Consider the following 15,757-nt stretch of genomic DNA (forward strand, 5'->3'; position numbering starts at 1 on the left):
GGGCGTGGGTCAGTGGGCCGGCGCGGGCAGGTCGCGCAGGAAGGCGGTGAAGCTTGCCAGGTTGGCCTGCCAGCCGCCGGGATCGCGCGCCGCGACCAGGGTCGAGGCGCCGTGCACGCCGACCTTGGGCTGGTAGTGCACGATGTTGGCGCCATGCGCGTCGCGCAATACCTCGGCCACGTCGCTGGCCTCTTTCGGATCGGTGGTGATGTAGAACGGCAGGGTCACCTTGGCGGCCGCCTGTTTGATCAGGTTCTTGTCGTCGAAGTACTCGCCCGGCGAGTAGCTGGCGATGGCGCTCAGGCCTTGCGGATGTTTCGCGGCCAGCACGATCACCAGCGATGAGCTGTAGGAACTGCCCACCGCCACGATGCGCGCGTAATGCTGCTCGCGGGCCCAGCCCAACGCGGCCTCGAGATCGGGCAGCGTCGTCAGGTAATCCGCCGACGCGCCGAGCTTCGCCACGGTTTCATTGTGGCCGCCGAACAGATTGCCGCCGGAGCGCTGGTCGATCGCCAGTGTGTCGAAGCCCAGCTTCTGCAGCGCCGGTACCACGCTGTCGTATTCGTGTCGGTTCGCCTCGGCCTGATGGAACAGCAGGACGATGCTCCGCCCATGCGGTTGCGCCTGGCTTAGCGTGCCGTAGACGGCCACGCCATCGGTGGCATGCAGGGTCAGCGGTTCGCCGGCCAACGCCAAGGCGGGCAGGCACAACAGGATCAGGCAGGCCCAGCGGGTGAGGCGAGCGCGGGTTGCGATGGTCAGGGTCATCACACAGCTCCTCGGGGATACCCGACGCAGGCTACGTGAGGCGTCGGGCAAAAAGCCAGCGACGGCGCGCAGCGACTCAGCGCGCGCGCAGCTCGCGGCCGTAGCTGTGCACTTCGTCGACCAGCACCTTCACATGCTCCGGATCAACTTCCGGCGTGATGCCGTGACCGAGGTTGAACACGTGGCCGGGGTGATTGCCGTAGCTGTCGAGCACGGCGCGGGCCTCGCGGCGGATCACCTCGGGGCTGGCGCGCAGGATCGCGGGGTCGAGGTTGCCTTGCAGGGCGACCTTGCCGGCGACGGCGCGACGGGCGTCGGCAAGGTCCATCGTCCAGTCGACGCCGAGTGCGGTGCAGCCGGTGTCGGCCATTTCGGCGAGATGCTGGCCGGCGCCCTTGGAGAACAGGATCACCGGCAGCGCGCGCGCGTGCGGGTCAGCCTTCAGCGCATCGACCACACGCGTCATGTAGTGCAACGAGAATTCACGGAACGGCGCAGGGCCAAGCAGGCCGCCCCAGGTGTCGAAGATCATCAGCGCCTGCGCGCCGGCGGCGGCCTGGGCGATCAGGTAGTGCGCGACGGACTGTGCCAGCGTGTCGAGCAATTGATGGGCGAGCTTCGGTTCGTTCCAGCACATCGCCTTGAGTGTGGCGAAATCCTTCGAACCCTGGCCTTCGACCATGTAGCAGGCCAGCGTCCACGGGCTGCCGGAGAAGCCGATTAGCGGCACGCGGCCATGCAGTTCCCGGCGAATCAATTGCACCGCGTCCATCACGTAACGCAGTTCGCCATCCATGTCGGGCACGGCGAGCTTGGCGATGTCGGCAGCCGTACGTACCGGATGCGCGAACTGCGGCCCTTCGCCCTGCGCGAACGACAGGCCCAGGCCCATCGCATCGGGGATGGTGAGGATGTCGGAGAACAGGATCGCCGCATCGAGCTCGAAGCGTTCCAGCGGCTGCAGGGTGACTTCGCAGGCGAACTCGGGGTTCTGCGCCAGGCCCATGAAGCTGCCGGCGCGGCTGCGGGTGGCGCGGTATTCCGGCAGGTAGCGGCCGGCTTGGCGCATCACCCAGATCGGTGTGGTGTCGGTGGGTTCCCGGCGCAGTGCGCGCAGGAAGCGGTCGTTCTTCAGCGGGGTATTCATTAAATCAACGTCCGTACGGGCCTTCGAGGCCCTGGGCAAACATCAGGCGGAAGCCACGCTTGAGCTGGGCATCGCGCGCTTTCTCGAACGCACTGACCGCCTCGTCGCGCTCCAGATACTGCTCGCGTTTCATCGTGGCGCGGCCACCCTGGGTGCCGGATTCGCGATACAACGTCCAGCCGCCGAGCAGATCCTGCTCCAGCGTGATCTGGACGTAGCGGGGTGCCTCGGTGCTGCCGGGCACGGTTTGCAGATAGAGGCGCATGGGTTCCGGGTGGACTGTGCGGCACGCCGCAAACATGAGCATTCTAGAAGGCTGGCGGCCGCGTAGCGAGGGCGCCGATGACGCAGGTGATCGGTCAGGGTTCCGTAGCAGCCTGCAACACGGCCAATACGTCGGCTTCGGCAACACCCGCGACGATCTCGGCGCGACCGATGCCGCGCCACAGGATCAGCCGCAATACGCCGGCAGTGTTCTTCTTGTCCAGCCGCATCAGCGCGAGCAGTTGCTGCGCCTCCATGCCTGACGGGATCGTGGTGGGCAGGCCAAGCTTTTCCAGCAACTGCCGTAGCCGCAAGGTATCGGCGCCGCCGCTCATGCCCTGTCGCTCCGACAGCTGCGCCGCCAGCAGCATGCCGATCGCCACGCCTTCGCCGTGCAGCAGGGTGGTGTAGTGGCCGGCGGTTTCCAGCGCATGGCCGAAGGTGTGGCCGAGGTTGAGCAGGGCACGCTCGCCCTGTTCGGTTTCGTCGCGGGCGACCACGCCGGCCTTGTAACGCACCTTGCGCGCGATCGCTTCCAGCACGGTGGCGGGATCGCGTGCGGCCAGCGCATCGGCATGCTGTTCCAGCCAGGCGAAGAATGGCTCGTCACCAATCGCCGCGCCCTTGATCACTTCGGCGAGGCCAGCGCGGTATTCGCGTTCGGGCAGGGTGGCGAGCGTGTCGATATCGGCGATCACCGCGCGTGGCTGATGAAACGCGCCCGCGAGGTTCTTGCCGACGGGCAGGTTGACGCCGGTCTTGCCGCCGACCGAGGAGTCGACCATCGCCAGCAAGGTGGTCGGCATCTGGATGAAGTCGATGCCGCGCATCCAGCAGGCCGCGCTGAAGCCGGCGAGGTCGCCGACCACCCCGCCGCCCAGCGCGATCACGCAGGCATCGCGGGTGGCACCGAGCTGGCCCAGCGCTTCCAACGCGCGGCCGACATTGGCGAAGCTCTTGTGCGCCTCGCCGTCGTCGAGCAGGAACGATGACCACTTCAGACCGTCCAATCCCGCCTCGATGCGCGGCAAGTACAACGGCGCCACCGTGGTGTTGCTGATCACCAGCGCATGCCGGCCGCGCAGCATCGCGCGCCAGCGTGCGTGGTCGGCGAGCAGCCCGCTGCCGATCCATACCGGATAGCTGCGCTGGCCGAGCGCGACGGTGACGGTCTGGAGTGCGGGGTTGTTCATGCGTTCTGCCGGGGCCATGCGGTGGGTTGGCGCTGCCAGTGATGATCGATTAATGCGATGCAGCGTTCGCTGGCGGCAGCGACGCTGCCATGCTCGCCAGGCACGGCGAGGTCGGCGAGTTCGCGGTAGATCGGTTCGCGGATCTGCGCCATCGCCTGCAGCCGCTCGTGCCGATTCGGCACGGCCAGCAGCGGGCGGCGATGGTCGCGTTCCAGCCGTTCCAGCTGCTGCTCGATCGTGGTCTGCAGCCACACCACGTAGCCGCGCTCGCGCAGATGAGCGCGATTGTGTTCGGCCAGCACCACGCCGGCACCGGTGGCGAGCAATACGCCGGGGCGCTGGCTGCACTCGTCCAGCAGCGCGCTTTCGCGCTGGCGAAAACCGGCCTCGCCCTCGATCTCGAACACCGTGCTCACGTCGACGCCGCAATGCTGCTCGATCTCCTGGTCAAGATCGACGAACGGCAGTCCATAATGCGCGGCAAGCCGGCGTCCGATCGACGTCTTGCCGGCGCCGGTCGGACCGATGATGAAAAGGTTGCACGACGGATTCATGGGCAAATGCTAACAGGGCAGGTGCGAGGACAGTGGTGAGCGAACGGGTGCTGCTGGCTGGTTGTGGCGACCTGGGCCTGCGCGTGGCACAGCGATTGCGGGCGCGTGGCGATGAAGTGTGGGCACTGCGGCGCCAGCCGCCGGCGTCGGACGACAGCGGCATGCATTGGTTGCGTGGTGACCTGACCCAGCCGATGAGCCTGCGCGGATTGCCAGCCGGGATCACCCAGCTGGTCTATCTGCCGACGCCGGATCGACGCGATGCGGCCGCTTATCGCGCCACCTTTGTGGACGGCCTGCGCCATCTGCTCGATGCGCTCGGGCATGACAGCTTGCAACGCGTATTGCTGGTGTCTTCCAGCGCGGTCTATGGCGAGCACGGCGGCGACTGGGTGGATGAAGACACGCCACCGGCGCCGCCGGGATTCAACGGCGCGCTGTTGCTGGAGGCGGAACAGTGGCTGGCCACGCAAGCATCGACTTCGATCGTATTGCGACTGGCCGGGCTGTATGGCCCCGGCCGCATGCAATTGCTCGAACGTCTGCGCGCCGGTCAGGTTGCAGTGCCGCGCACGCATCCGCATTGGGCCAATCGCATCCATGTCGACGATGCCGCCGCGGCGGTTGCGCAACTGCTGCAATTGGCCGATCCGTTGCCGCTGTATCTTGGCGTGGATAGCACGCCGCTGCTGCTCGATGTGCTGTACGACCATCTGGCTGGCCTGATCGGTGTACCGCTGGCCGCCGACGGCCCGGCACCGGCCGGCATCGGCAGCAAGCGACTCAGCAATGCGCGCTTGCGCGCCAGTGGTTTCGTGCCGCAATGGCCGGATGCGCGTGAAGGCTATGCGGCGTTGCTCGATATCTGAATCAATCAACGTGGAGAATCGATATGGCCAACATCGTTCCGCATCATCAGGTCAGCACCGGCAACGAGATTCCCGGCTGCCGCATCGTCCGTTCGTTCGGCATCGTGCGCGGCATCACGGTGCGCTCGCGCAGCGTGGTCGGTAATCTCGGCGCGGCGCTGCAGACGATCGTCGGCGGCAATATCTCGATCTATACCGAACTGTGCGAGAAGGCGCGCGAGGAAGCGTTCGAACTGATGCTGCAGCACGCCGCCGCGATAGGTGCGAATGGCGTGGTGGCGATGCGCTACGACGCCAACGACGTGGCCCAGGGTGTCACCGAGGTACTGGCCTATGGCACGGCGGTGCAGGTGGAATCGTCAACATGATGAGATGACTTGCTGTGCCGCAGACGGTGTTTGTTGCGGGCTTCAGTCGTGCACGACTCAGCCGTGACTGAGTCCGGTCACGTGACGGTCGTTGTCGTATTCCACGCAGGTGTCGGCCAGCGGCGGCAAGCTCGCCAGCGCGTGGCGGCTGAGCCGTTCGAAGTGCGCCAGGAACCGTTCCAGAGCTGCTGCATCCATCGCCAGCGGCGCATGCCGCGCCAGCAGATCCTGTTCCTGCTCGCCGCGCCAGCGCCGCACGATATCCCAGCCAGGTGCCTGCAACACGATCAATGCGTCGAACTTGCGCCATAGCGGCTGGTAGCCGCGCAGCTGCTTGTTGACCCAGTGCCGCCAGCTGCCGTCCTGGTCTTCCTTGCGTTCCAGCTCGTTGACCGGTTTGCTCAGTGCAGCCTGCAGTTGCGGCCGGATGCCCAGCGCCCAGCCTTCCACGATTACCAGCTTCGGCGGCCGCGTGATTCGTGGCCAGCGCGATGGCGAAAAACGGGTGTCGCGACCCTTGTCGAAGCGCGGGTGCGTCACCGGCAGCTTGTCCGAGGCATGTGGCAAGGCGGCCAGTACCGACAGCAGCAGTTCGATCTCGTGGGTGCCTGGCACGCCGCGGCTGCGCAGCAGAGGGTGCACGTCGCGCGCCAGCGCTTCGCGGTCGCTGCGTGCGTAATAAAAATCGTCCAGCGAGAGTACTTCGGTGGCCCAGCCACGGGCTTCGGCCTGAATTTTCATCACCCGCGCCAAGGTGCTCTTGCCGCTGCCCTGCAGGCCGGACAAGCCGAGGATGTACGGCCGTCGCGAGCGGGCGATACGCCCGGCGTACTGGTCGAGCAGATGGCCGGCGAGGGCCTCGTTCTGCATGTCGGCGTGGGACATCATCCGCAAGATACCGTGGTTCCGGGAGGTATTTCCGCCATCGGCAGGTGGCAATCGCGCAGTATCCCGCAAACCGATGTGCCGCGATCGTCTTCACGCTTCAGAGCAGGAAATGATGTCGCCATTCGTGCTGAAGTGGTACTGGATGAGTGGGGCATTGCACTATCATCGGTCAGGTTCATTTGCGCCATGATGGCGCGTGTCGGCCACGATGCAAAAGGAAAGTTTCACACCATGCTCAAACCCGAGATCCTGGACACCTTCCTGCGGCTGCTGGACGAAGCCAAGGCCAGCGGCGATCGCGAACCGACGGCGATGAACGTGGCCACCGTCGATGGCTCCGGCCGGGTCGCGTCGCGCATAGTGCTGCTCAAGGGCGCCGACGAACGCGGCTTTCGTTTCTACACCAACTACCAGAGCGACAAGGGCAGTCAGCTCGAAGCGCATCCACAGGTCGCCCTGTGCTTTCACTGGAAGCAACTGCGTGATGGTGTGCAGGTGCGTGTGGAAGGTGCCGCACGCAAATTGCAGGAGGAGGAATCGGATGCCTACTTCGCCAGTCGTCCGCGTGCAAGCCAGATCGGTGCGTGGGCTTCACTGCAGTCGCAGACGCTGCCGGATCGCGACACGTTCGAGCAGCGGGTGGCACGTTTCGAGCATCAGTTCGAAGGTCATGAGGTGACCCGGCCGCCGCACTGGGGCGGCTACGTGGTGGAACCGGACATGCTGGAGTTCTGGTACGGCGCCGAGTTCCGCCTGCACGAGCGGGTGCGTTGGGACCGTCACGGCCAGACCTGGACGAGCCGGCTGTTGTATCCGTGACCCGGTCGTTGCCCGCGGAACATGTCGCGCAGGGCGGATTCGCCGTGCATACGCGAGGCCGCGGTTTCAGCGACATCACGGTGCAGGTGGCCGACGCGGTGGCCAGCAGTCACGTGCAGGTCGGCATCGCCAACGTGTTCACCGCGCATACCAGCTGTTCGCTGCTGCTCGGCGAGAACGCCGACCCCGCCGTGCGCGACGACTTGGAGCGCTGGTTCGCCCGCGCGGTGCCGGATGGCGATGCGATCTTCGAACACGATGCGGAAGGCCCGGACGACATGCCGGCGCACATTCGTTCGATCCTCACCGGAGTCAGCCTCACGCTACCGGTGCATGGCGGCAAGCTGCTGCTGGGCACATGGCAAGGCATCTATCTGTGGGAACACCGCATCGATCCGCACCAGCGCAAGGTGACTGTGACCGTGCTGGGGCATTGAGCGCATGAGCGACTCCATCGTCGCGGCTCCCGGCGTGCCGGATCACTTCCCGCAACGCATCGTCTGCCTCACCGAGGAACCGACCGAGGTGTTGTACGCGCTCGGCGAAGACCATCGCATCGTCGGCATCTCCGGCTTCACCGTGCGGCCGCCGCGGGCGCGCAAGGAAAAGCCCAAGGTTTCCGCTTTCATCAACGCGAAAATCGGCGAGATACTGAAACTCGAACCCGATCTGGCGATCGGCTTTTCCGATATCCAGGCCGACATCGCGCGCGAGCTGATCAAGGCCGGCGTCGAAGTGTGGATCAGCAACCACCGCAGCGTGGATGGCATCCTGGCGTATATCCGCCGGCTCGGCGCGATGGTCGGTGCGCACGGAAAAGCCGAGGCCTATGCACAACGCGCCGAGCAGCACATCGCGGAGATCCGCGCGGCCGTCGCAAAGCTGCCGCGGCGACCGAAGGTGTATTTCGAGGAGTGGGACGAGCCGATCATCACTGGCATCCGCTGGGTTGCGGAGATCATCGGTATCGCTGGCGGCGACGACTGCTTCCCCGAACTGGCGCGCGAGTCGCTGGCGAAGCAGCGCATCCTGCCGAATGGCGACGAAGTGGTGCGGCGTGCGCCGGACATCATTCTCGGTTCTTGGTGTGGCAAGCGCTTCCGGCCGGAACGTGTGGCCGCGCGGCCGGGTTGGGACACCATCCCGGCAGTGCGCAACGGCGATCTGTACGAGGTCAAGTCGCCGATCATCCTGCAGCCGGGACCGGCGGCGTTGTTCGATGGACTCGATGCGATCCATCGCATCATTGTCGAGTGGGCGCTGCGCTGATTTTTGACTTCGGTGCAGGCGACTCAGGCACCCATGGCCAGTCGCGCACCCAAGTCGAGCAGCGGCGCGGCAATCAGCAGGCGCGCCAGCAACAACACGATCATCACCGCCATCGGACCGAAGTCGATATTGCCGGCGATCAGTTTGCCATTCAGCGGGCGTAGCAGCGGCGCGACGATGCTGCCCACCAGTCGTAACAACGGTTGCCGACGATCGACTGCAAACATGCTCAGCAGCGACCAGCCGAAGATCAGCACCAGATAGAACAGCAGGGCGAAGTCGAGCAGTTCGGCCAAGGCCAGCACCACCAAGCCGAGCGGATGCGGCATCACGCCGATCAGCGCACACAGCAGCAGGCGTTTCAGCAGCATCGCCAGCCACGCCAGCAGCAGGCCGGCGAGGTTGATCCGGCGCCAATTCGGCAGCACGCGGCGGATCGGCGCCAGCACCGGGTTGGTATAGCGGTAGACGAACTGGCTCAGCGGGTTGTTGAAATCTGCGCGGCAGGCTTCCGCAGCCACCCGCAGCAGCAACAGTGTGACAGCCGCCTCGAACGCCAGCTCGATCAGCATGGACAGCGCGTTCAGCAGGTAACTCATGACAGCTGATCCAGTTGGGCGGCCAGCTCCACGCCGCGGCGGGTGGCGGCGGCGACGGCGCGGGCGGCGATGCGCGGCAGGCCATCGGCGCTGAAGCTTTCCAGGGCGGCCTGGGTGGTGCCGTTCGGCGAGGTGACGCGTTGGCGCAGGACGGCGGGATCTTCGCCACCCTCGACCAGCATGCGGCCGGCACCGAGACAGGTCTGCGCGGCGAGCGCGCGGGCGGTGTCGCGCGGCAGGCCTTGCGCCACGGCGGCGGCTTCCAGTGCCTCGACCAGGGCGAAGAAATACGCCGGACCGGAACCGGACAGCGCGGTGACGGTATCCATCAGCGCCTCGTCATTGATCCAGCGGGTGATCCCGGCGGCGTCGAGGATGTGCTGCGCCTGTGCTTTCTGCGACGGGCTGACCCGGTTGTTCGCACACAGGCCGGTGGCGCCGGCGCCGATCAACGCGGGCGTGTTCGGCATGCAGCGCACGATCGGCAGGCCATTGCCGAACCAGCGTTCCAGCTGATCCAGCCGCACGCCGGCAGCGATCGAGATCAGCAGCGGCCGGTTGCGCTGCAGGGTGTCGCGCAGTTCGGTGTGGATCGCGGGCATGATCTGTGGCTTGACTGCCAGCAGGATGACTTCGGCCTCGGCCGCGGCGAGCCGGTTTTCGGCATAGCAGGCGACGCCGAATTCGCGGCCCAGTGCATGGCGGGCCTCGGCCAGCGGCTCGGCCACGCTGATGGTGGCCGGGGCGACGCCGGTTTTCAGCAGGCCGCCGATCAGGCTGCGCGCCATATTGCCGCCGCCGATGAAGGCAAGTCGTGTCATGCAGGGTTCCTCACTGTCCAGACCGCGTACCTTACCGGAGCGGTGTCGCCGCGGGCAGTTTTGCGGGCACGCGTGGGGACGAACGGAGCTTGTTCGAGGGTTCGGGCGAGGGTCGGACGATGATTTTTCGACCGAGTGCGCAAACCGGGTCGACAGTTTGCATGTCGGGGTCGGGAAAGACTGGCCGCACAGCCGGTTGCGCGAGTAGTATCGACGCGGCTACAGGGGGATTCGGGTAGTTCGTCTAGGTGGTTCCATGGCGCGCCATGCGCTGCGGTGCACCACGCCTGCGAATATCAGCCCTCCCCTGATGTGGCACACGAATTCATGCCATCCAGACGATCGGTTTGAGGGGAACGACAGATGGACATTGCCGAACTGCTTGCCTTCTCGGTGAAGAACAAGGCCTCGGACTTGCACTTGTCCGCCGGGCTGCCGCCGATGATCCGCGTTGACGGCGACGTGCGCCGCATCAACATTCCCGCGCTCGAGCACAAGCAGGTGCATTCGCTGATCTACGACATCATGTCTGACAAGCAGCGGCGCGATTACGAGGAGTTCTACGAAACCGACTTCTCGTTCGAGATTCCCGGACTGGCGCGCTTCCGCGTCAACGCGTTCAACCAGAACCGCGGTGCCGGTGCGGTGTTCCGTACCATTCCGTCCGAGGTATTGACGCTTGAAGACCTCGGTTGCCCGCGCATCTTCAAGGAGCTGATCGAGCAGCCGCAGGGCCTGATCCTGGTGACCGGCCCGACCGGCTCGGGCAAGTCGACCACGCTGGCGGCGATGGTCGACCACATCAACAAGAACGAATACGGCCACATGCTCACGATCGAGGATCCGATCGAGTTCGTGCATACCTCGCAGAAGTGCCTGGTCAACCAGCGCGAGATCCACCGCGACACGCTGGGCTTCAACGAGGCGCTGCGTTCGGCACTGCGCGAGGATCCGGACTACATCCTGGTCGGCGAGTTGCGCGATCTGGAGACCATCCGCCTCGCGCTGACTGCGGCGGAAACCGGCCATCTGGTGTTCGCCACCGTGCATACCAGCTCGGCGGCGAAAACGATCGACCGCATCATCGACGTGTTCCCCGCCGGCGAGAAGCCGATGGTGCGTTCGATGCTGTCCGAGTCGCTGCGCGCGGTGATCTCGCAGTCGCTGCTGAAGAAGGTCGGCGGTGGCCGTATCGCAGCGCACGAGATCATGGTCGGCATCCCGGCGATCCGCAACCTGATCCGCGAGGACAAGGTGGCGCAGATGTATTCGTCGATCCAGACCGGTACGCAGTTCGGCATGCAGACGCTGGATCAGTGCCTGCAGGATCTGGTCAAGCGTGGTCTGGTGACGCGCCAGCAGGCGTCCACCTATGCCAAGAACAAGGACAGCTTCAAGTAAGGCCGGGAGCAGAGAGCGGAATCGCCAGCAACAGCGACGTCCAGGCTCGGTTTCCGTCCCCTGATTTCACGTTTTTCGTCTCCGGAGGAGGCCCGCCATGAGCGATTTTGATTTCACCTCGTTCCTGAAATTGATGGTGCACAAGAAGGCCTCGGATCTGTTCATCACGGCCGGCGTGGCGCCGTCGATGAAGGTGCAGGGCCGTATCGTGCCGATCACCCAGAGCCCGCTCAGCGTGCAGCAGTCGCGCGATATGGTGCTCAACGTGATGACGCCGGGGCAGCGCGAAGAGTTCGAGAAAACCCACGAATGCCAATTCGCGATCTCGGCGCAGGGCGTCGGCCGCTTCCGCGTCTCATGTTTCTACCAGCGCAACTGCGTAGGCATGGTGCTGCGCCGGATCGAGTCGAAGATCCCGACGCCGGAGGAGCTGAACCTGCCGCCGGTGATCAAGCAGCTGGCGATGACCAAGCGCGGCATCATCGTTTTCGTCGGCGCCACTGGTTCGGGTAAATCGACCTCGCTCGCATCGATGGTCGGCTATCGCAACCTGAACTCGACCGGCCACATCATCACGATCGAGGACCCGATCGAGTACGTGCACAAGCACGAAGGCTGCATCATCACCCAGCGCGAAGTCGGCATCGACACCGACAGCTGGGACAACGCGCTGAAGAACACGCTGCGCCAGGCGCCGGACGTGATCATGATCGGCGAGGTGCGCACGCGCGAGGGCATGGATCACGCGATCGCCTTCGCCGAAACCGGCCATCTGGTGTTGTGCACGCTGCATGCGAACAACGCGAACCAGGCGATGGATCGCATCCTGCATTTCTTCCCGGAAGACCGTCGCCAGCAACTGCTGATGGATCTGTCCTTGAATCTGAAGGGCATCGTGGCGCAGATGCTGATCCCCACGCCCGACGGCAAGGCGCGCCGGGTCGCGGTGGAAGTGCTGCTGGGTACACCGCTGGCGCAGGATTACATCCGTCAGGGCGAGATCCACAAGCTCAAGGAACTGATGAAGGAATCCACCCTGCTCGGCATGAAGACGTTCGATCAGAGCCTGGTCGAGCTGTATCACGCCGGCGAAATCAGCTACGAGGACGCTTTGCGTTACGCCGACAGTTCCAACGAGGTGCGCCTGCGCATCAAGCTGGCACAGGGCGGTGACGCACACACGTTGTCGCAAGGTCTGGATGGCGTGGAGCTGGAAGAGACGAGTGACGCGCAGAACTTTGGCGGCAGCAATTTGCTGAATCGTTGAAGCACGTCGCTATGAAATGAAGAAGGCGCCCGCGGGCGCCTTCTTCATTTCATAGCGACGGCTGCTTCGATTACTGCTGCTCTGACGGCATGCCGCCGACGGTGAGGCGGCTGACGTCCACGCTCTTCACACCCTTGACGAGCTGCGCCACACGCTCGGCATGCATCTTTTCATCCTGCGAGCCGACGTTGCCGCTCAGCGTGACCACGCCGTCGTTGGTCGATACCGAAATGGCGGTGGCCTTGATGCCCTTGGTGGTGCCGAACTCGGATTTCACCTTGGTGGTGATCCACGCATCGGCTGCCTTGTCGGGCACGGTCTGGTTGTCGGACGATTTCTGGATTGGCGTGGCGTCCTGTGCCAGGACCTGACTGAACGGAATGACTGCGGCCGCAAGCATCAGGCCGGTGGCAAGCATGCTGTTTCGGATGATCGAATGGGTACGCATGGCAATCTCCTTGCTGGTGATGAAATTCTGTCGGCAAGGATGGCGAGATCCTTGTCGCCGACTTTCTTGTCTGCCATGGCAACAGCGGCGTCGTGAATGTTGCGTGGCTGCGGGTATCGCCAGTTCAGGGGGTGATCACCGATGCGAAAAGCAGGTCATGAGGATGTTGGCTGAGCGTTTGATGCCGGTGTGGCAGGCATGAAAAAACCGGGGCGCCGCAGCGCCCCGGTTTCGTGTTGAGCAGTGAACGTTACTTCAGGACGGTCTGGCTGTTGATCACCATGCCATTGTCGTCGACGTGCATTTCAGCATCGATGCTATCGACGCGTTCGGCCTGGGACTTCATGGCGGCGAATTGCGCCTTCGAGCGTGCCGCGTTGGCAGCGGCCTGTGCGCTGCTGTCGTCGTTGCTGACGCCGCCTTCGATCGACGGCTCATCGCTTTTGCTGATCGTGGCGGTGGCGGCGGCCAGACTGTCAGCCTTCTGTTCCATCATCTGCAGCCAGTTGAGGTACATCGCGCCGGTCAGATGCATGCGGGTCATCTGCCCGGCGTCGCCGGCCGCATTCTTCAGGGTGTCGCCGAGCTTGCCGTCTTCACCGGCACCCACGCCGAGCGCAAGCGCCGTGTCGCTCATGGCGAGCCATGCCGGCTGGCCCAGCATGCTGATCATGTCCTTCGGCAACGGTAGCGGCTTGCCATCATGAACGAGCTTCAGCTCGGCCAAGGCGGGCACCATCATCTGACCCATCGCCAGCAGGCCGGCGGGGTTGTTGGTGCCCAGCACGAGGCGTCCGCTGAACGTCGGCAGGGCGGCGTCCTGACCCGGCACTAGCGAGTCCAGTGCAATGCGCAGGCCGAGCATGTCGCCGAACGGCGGGATCGCGGCCTTCTGCATGGCCGGGCCGAGCTTGGCAAAGCTGTCGTTGAGATCGATCAGCGAGGGGCAGGTGAATGGCTTGGCGGCCACGGCATCGGCCTGGGCCGACCAGAATGTGCGCATCTGCGCGACCGGCAGCGCCAGGCTTACGTCGAACGGCGCGGTACCGGCGCTGCCAAGTCCGGGCAGTTCCACCTTGAGGCCGCTGAAGGCCTTGCTGATATCGTCGGCCAGTGCCACATCGAAACGTACATTTTGGTGTCTGGCATCGAGCTGGGTGTAGCCGAAGCTCAATGTCGGTATGCGGGCGGCGATGCGGGCGGCATCGGTCGCGCAACTTGGTGACGTCTGCAGCTGGTTGGCCACCGGCTCGCCGGTCTTGGCCGATTCGGCTTCGGCGCGTGCCTTGAGGATCGCGCCGATCAACGGGTCTTTGCCGCTGACCGCCAACGGCAGGGCGCGGGTCAGATCCAGCTCACCGACCAGCCACGGGCGGTAGCCCTTGGCTTTGGCTAGGGTGGTCAGGCGGCCGTCGTCCTGCATATTTTTTTGCGGTCGATCCAGGCCGAGTGCCTGACGCAGCAGTGCCGGCGAGGCATCGGCCGGCAATAGTGCGGCCACGGCCTGCTTGCCGACCATGGCCAGGATCATCTCGGTGCCCGAGGCGGCGAACGCATACTTGCGATAGTTCTGCTTGTCCACGTTGGCGAGATCGAGCTTCTTGCCATAGGCGGTTTCCAGCCGGCTGATGAAGCCCTCGAACGCCTGCGGGTCGTTCAGCTCGAAACGCAGCACGGGAGCCAGGCCCAGGCCGTAGAGCGCGGAATGGCCCTTGAGATTCAGCCCGGCACCCTGGGCAAAGGTTTCGACGGTCTTGCCGTTGAATTCGGCGCGCAGGGCGCGCAGCAGGCGGGCGCCGTCGGGATCCTTCGCGGCCAGGCGATCGGCGGCCGCATCGAGCTGGGCCAGATTCGACGGCAACTGCGCATCGGCCTGGGCGAGCAACGCCTGGCGAGTGCTGTCGTCCATGATTTCCAGATTGGCCATCACATACGGCGTGTCCGCCGGTACGAAAGCCAGCGGTGCATCCTTGTCCTTGTGCCCGCAGGCCGCCAGCATAACGCCAGCAAAACCCAGCGCGACAAATCGCGTCGTCGATCGCATGTTGATCCCCAGAAATAGGTGAATGGTGCGCTGCACATTATGCCCGCTTGCGCAGGGTCGCGCGTGGCAGGCAGCAGGTAGCTCAGCGGGCCAGCACTTCGTTGAGTACGGCCATGCGCACGAACACACCGTTGCCGACCTGCTCGAGAATCCGCGACTGCGCGCCATCGGCCACGTCCGAGGCAATCTCGACACCGCGGTTGATCGGGCCCGGGTGCATGACCAGGCAGCCTTTGGATGCCAGCGCCAGCCGACGCCGATCCAGCCCGTAATGGGCGAAGTACGCCGTTTCGTCCGGCAGGTCAATGGACGCCATGCGCTCTTTCTGCAGGCGCAGCATGATGACGGCATCTGCACCGTCGATGGCCTCGTTGAAATCGGTGTAGCGGCGTCCCTGCGGCACTTCGTCCAGCGTCGGCATCAGCTCGGCCGGTCCGCACAGGCGAATTTCCTTCACTCCCAGCACGCTCAGTGCGTGGATGTCCGAGCGGGCCACCCGCGAATGCTTGATGTCGCCGCAGATCACCACGCTGAGGTTTTCGAAATCCGGCCGGTGCTGACGTATCGTCAATGCATCCAGCAGACCCTGGGTGGGATGTGCGCGATTGCCGTCGCCGGCATTGATCACCGAGACCCCGCTCATCGCGTGGCGCACCAGTTCGTCCGGCGTACCCGATTGCTTGTGGCGCACGACGATCGCGTCCAGGTGCATCGCTTCCAGCGTATGCAAGGTGTCGAACAGCTCCTCGCCCTTGCTGGTGGAAGACAACCCGATATCGAAGTTGATCACGTCCGCGCCGAGCCGCCGCGCCGCCAGTTCGAACGAGGTGCGGGTGCGCGTGGATGGCTCGAAGAACAGATTCAGGACGGTGCGCCCGGCCAGTACGTCGAGCTTGCGGGTGCCGTGTGCGCAGGCGTCACGCAATGCTTCGGCACGGTCGAGCAGGCGCTCGACCGTTTCGCGCGGAAGGTTTTCCAGGGAGGTCAGGTGGCGCAGGCGAGGGCTCATGGCGGCGATTCGGGAGGTGGGAGGGG

At 64.8% G+C, this 15,757-nt stretch carries 18 protein-coding genes; 7 read left to right on the forward strand and 11 right to left on the reverse strand.

All coding sequences use genetic code 11. The annotated features are described in order from the left end of the window. Window positions 1-9: 9 nt before the first annotated feature. The 5 genes from IE071_RS01490 to IE071_RS01510 all read right to left on the reverse strand — a co-directional run bounded on the left by IE071_RS01490 (window position 10) and on the right by IE071_RS01510 (window position 3,929). Window positions 10-771, reverse strand: coding sequence for an alpha/beta hydrolase (locus tag IE071_RS01490; protein WP_189439414.1), 762 nt, complete (start codon window positions 769-771; stop codon window positions 10-12). Window positions 772-847: 76 nt separating this feature from the next. Continuing rightward, a complete protein-coding gene (gene hemE / locus IE071_RS01495; RefSeq protein ID WP_189439415.1) occupies window positions 848-1,918 on the reverse strand; it encodes a uroporphyrinogen decarboxylase in 1,071 nt (356 codons plus the stop codon). A 4-nt stretch (window positions 1,919-1,922) separates the two neighbouring features. Continuing rightward, window positions 1,923-2,183 carry a WGR domain-containing protein gene (locus IE071_RS01500; protein WP_189439416.1) on the reverse strand — a complete coding sequence of 87 codons (261 nt, stop codon included), beginning with the start codon at window positions 2,181-2,183 and terminating at the stop codon, window positions 1,923-1,925. 94 nt (window positions 2,184-2,277) lie between these two features. Then, the gene (gene aroB, locus IE071_RS01505) at window positions 2,278-3,375 is read right to left on the reverse strand and encodes a 3-dehydroquinate synthase (RefSeq protein WP_189439417.1); all 1,098 of its coding nucleotides are present in this window, start codon (window positions 3,373-3,375) and stop codon (window positions 2,278-2,280) included. Beyond that, window positions 3,372-3,929, reverse strand: coding sequence for a shikimate kinase (locus IE071_RS01510; RefSeq protein ID WP_189439418.1), 558 nt, complete (start codon window positions 3,927-3,929; stop codon window positions 3,372-3,374). Before IE071_RS01510 ends, aroB begins: the two co-directional genes overlap by 4 nt. Before the next feature lie 35 nt (window positions 3,930-3,964). Here IE071_RS01510 and IE071_RS01515 point away from each other — a divergent pair, with 35 nt between their 5' ends. Then, complete coding sequence (locus tag IE071_RS01515; protein WP_189439419.1) at window positions 3,965-4,798, forward strand: NAD-dependent epimerase/dehydratase family protein; 834 nt, start codon at window positions 3,965-3,967, stop codon at window positions 4,796-4,798. A gap of 23 nt (window positions 4,799-4,821) precedes the next feature. Continuing rightward, window positions 4,822-5,166: a YbjQ family protein gene (locus IE071_RS01520; protein ID WP_189439420.1), complete on the forward strand. Its 345-nt coding sequence runs from the start codon at window positions 4,822-4,824 to the stop codon at window positions 5,164-5,166. A gap of 57 nt (window positions 5,167-5,223) precedes the next feature. Here the strand turns inward: IE071_RS01520 and IE071_RS01525 are convergent, their stop codons facing one another. Next, window positions 5,224-6,054 carry a kinase gene (locus IE071_RS01525; RefSeq protein ID WP_189439421.1) on the reverse strand — a complete coding sequence of 277 codons (831 nt, stop codon included), beginning with the start codon at window positions 6,052-6,054 and terminating at the stop codon, window positions 5,224-5,226. A 231-nt stretch (window positions 6,055-6,285) separates the two neighbouring features. Between IE071_RS01525 and pdxH the strand changes: the two genes are divergently transcribed. From pdxH to IE071_RS01540, 3 genes are read left to right on the forward strand one after another with little or no spacing between them, the layout of a single operon-like run. Beyond that, window positions 6,286-6,873 carry a pyridoxamine 5'-phosphate oxidase gene (gene pdxH, locus IE071_RS01530; RefSeq protein ID WP_189439422.1) on the forward strand — a complete coding sequence of 196 codons (588 nt, stop codon included), beginning with the start codon at window positions 6,286-6,288 and terminating at the stop codon, window positions 6,871-6,873. Beyond that, window positions 6,870-7,310: a secondary thiamine-phosphate synthase enzyme YjbQ gene (locus IE071_RS01535; protein ID WP_189439423.1), complete on the forward strand. Its 441-nt coding sequence runs from the start codon at window positions 6,870-6,872 to the stop codon at window positions 7,308-7,310. The genes pdxH and IE071_RS01535 overlap by 4 nt, the downstream gene beginning before the upstream one ends. Before the next feature lie 4 nt (window positions 7,311-7,314). After that, complete coding sequence (locus tag IE071_RS01540) at window positions 7,315-8,142, forward strand: cobalamin-binding protein (protein ID WP_189439424.1); 828 nt, start codon at window positions 7,315-7,317, stop codon at window positions 8,140-8,142. Window positions 8,143-8,165: 23 nt separating this feature from the next. Here the strand turns inward: IE071_RS01540 and IE071_RS01545 are convergent, their stop codons facing one another. Both IE071_RS01545 and proC read right to left on the reverse strand, forming a co-directional pair. Continuing rightward, window positions 8,166-8,741 carry a YggT family protein gene (locus IE071_RS01545; protein ID WP_189439425.1) on the reverse strand — a complete coding sequence of 192 codons (576 nt, stop codon included), beginning with the start codon at window positions 8,739-8,741 and terminating at the stop codon, window positions 8,166-8,168. Beyond that, complete coding sequence (gene proC, locus IE071_RS01550) at window positions 8,738-9,562, reverse strand: pyrroline-5-carboxylate reductase (protein WP_189439426.1); 825 nt, start codon at window positions 9,560-9,562, stop codon at window positions 8,738-8,740. The genes IE071_RS01545 and proC overlap by 4 nt, the downstream gene beginning before the upstream one ends. Window positions 9,563-9,925: 363 nt before the next feature. Between proC and IE071_RS01555 the strand changes: the two genes are divergently transcribed. Both IE071_RS01555 and IE071_RS01560 read left to right on the forward strand, forming a co-directional pair. After that, window positions 9,926-10,963, forward strand: coding sequence for a type IV pilus twitching motility protein PilT (locus IE071_RS01555; RefSeq protein ID WP_189439427.1), 1,038 nt, complete (start codon window positions 9,926-9,928; stop codon window positions 10,961-10,963). 97 nt (window positions 10,964-11,060) lie between these two features. Next, window positions 11,061-12,230: a PilT/PilU family type 4a pilus ATPase gene (locus IE071_RS01560; RefSeq protein WP_189439428.1), complete on the forward strand. Its 1,170-nt coding sequence runs from the start codon at window positions 11,061-11,063 to the stop codon at window positions 12,228-12,230. A gap of 70 nt (window positions 12,231-12,300) precedes the next feature. Here IE071_RS01560 and IE071_RS01565 read toward each other — a convergent pair whose 3' ends face one another. From IE071_RS01565 to IE071_RS01575, 3 genes are all read right to left on the reverse strand, one after another. After that, the gene (locus IE071_RS01565; RefSeq protein WP_189439429.1) at window positions 12,301-12,678 is read right to left on the reverse strand and encodes a BON domain-containing protein; all 378 of its coding nucleotides are present in this window, start codon (window positions 12,676-12,678) and stop codon (window positions 12,301-12,303) included. 250 nt (window positions 12,679-12,928) lie between these two features. Further along, window positions 12,929-14,722, reverse strand: a complete 1,794-nt coding sequence (locus tag IE071_RS01570; protein WP_189439430.1) for a hypothetical protein — start codon at window positions 14,720-14,722, stop codon at window positions 12,929-12,931. 82 nt (window positions 14,723-14,804) lie between these two features. Then, window positions 14,805-15,731 carry an aspartate carbamoyltransferase catalytic subunit gene (locus IE071_RS01575; protein WP_189439431.1) on the reverse strand — a complete coding sequence of 309 codons (927 nt, stop codon included), beginning with the start codon at window positions 15,729-15,731 and terminating at the stop codon, window positions 14,805-14,807. Window positions 15,732-15,757: the final 26 nt, after the last annotated feature.

Source organism: Rhodanobacter panaciterrae, from assembly GCF_014651895.1.
In the GTDB taxonomy this organism is placed as follows: domain Bacteria; phylum Pseudomonadota; class Gammaproteobacteria; order Xanthomonadales; family Rhodanobacteraceae; genus Rhodanobacter; species Rhodanobacter panaciterrae.

Bases quoted from the DNA above. Each gene is read 5' to 3' on its own strand.
- IE071_RS01490 (WP_189439414.1), bottom strand. From the start codon at position 771: ATGACCCTGACCATCGCAACCCGCGCTCGCCTCACCCGCTGGGCCTGC.
- hemE (WP_189439415.1), bottom strand. From the start codon at position 1,918: ATGAATACCCCGCTGAAGAACGACCGCTTCCTGCGCGCACTGCGCCGG.
- IE071_RS01500 (WP_189439416.1), bottom strand. From the start codon at position 2,183: ATGCGCCTCTATCTGCAAACCGTGCCCGGCAGCACCGAGGCACCCCGC.
- aroB (WP_189439417.1), bottom strand. From the start codon at position 3,375: ATGAACAACCCCGCACTCCAGACCGTCACCGTCGCGCTCGGCCAGCGC.
- IE071_RS01510 (WP_189439418.1), bottom strand. From the start codon at position 3,929: ATGAATCCGTCGTGCAACCTTTTCATCATCGGTCCGACCGGCGCCGGC.
- IE071_RS01520 (WP_189439420.1), top strand. From the start codon at position 4,822: ATGGCCAACATCGTTCCGCATCATCAGGTCAGCACCGGCAACGAGATT.
- IE071_RS01525 (WP_189439421.1), bottom strand. From the start codon at position 6,054: ATGATGTCCCACGCCGACATGCAGAACGAGGCCCTCGCCGGCCATCTG.
- pdxH (WP_189439422.1), top strand. From the start codon at position 6,286: ATGCTCAAACCCGAGATCCTGGACACCTTCCTGCGGCTGCTGGACGAA.
- IE071_RS01540 (WP_189439424.1), top strand. From the start codon at position 7,315: ATGAGCGACTCCATCGTCGCGGCTCCCGGCGTGCCGGATCACTTCCCG.
- IE071_RS01545 (WP_189439425.1), bottom strand. From the start codon at position 8,741: ATGAGTTACCTGCTGAACGCGCTGTCCATGCTGATCGAGCTGGCGTTC.
- proC (WP_189439426.1), bottom strand. From the start codon at position 9,562: ATGACACGACTTGCCTTCATCGGCGGCGGCAATATGGCGCGCAGCCTG.
- IE071_RS01555 (WP_189439427.1), top strand. From the start codon at position 9,926: ATGGACATTGCCGAACTGCTTGCCTTCTCGGTGAAGAACAAGGCCTCG.
- IE071_RS01560 (WP_189439428.1), top strand. From the start codon at position 11,061: ATGAGCGATTTTGATTTCACCTCGTTCCTGAAATTGATGGTGCACAAG.
- IE071_RS01565 (WP_189439429.1), bottom strand. From the start codon at position 12,678: ATGCGTACCCATTCGATCATCCGAAACAGCATGCTTGCCACCGGCCTG.
- IE071_RS01570 (WP_189439430.1), bottom strand. From the start codon at position 14,722: ATGCGATCGACGACGCGATTTGTCGCGCTGGGTTTTGCTGGCGTTATG.
- IE071_RS01575 (WP_189439431.1), bottom strand. From the start codon at position 15,731: ATGAGCCCTCGCCTGCGCCACCTGACCTCCCTGGAAAACCTTCCGCGC.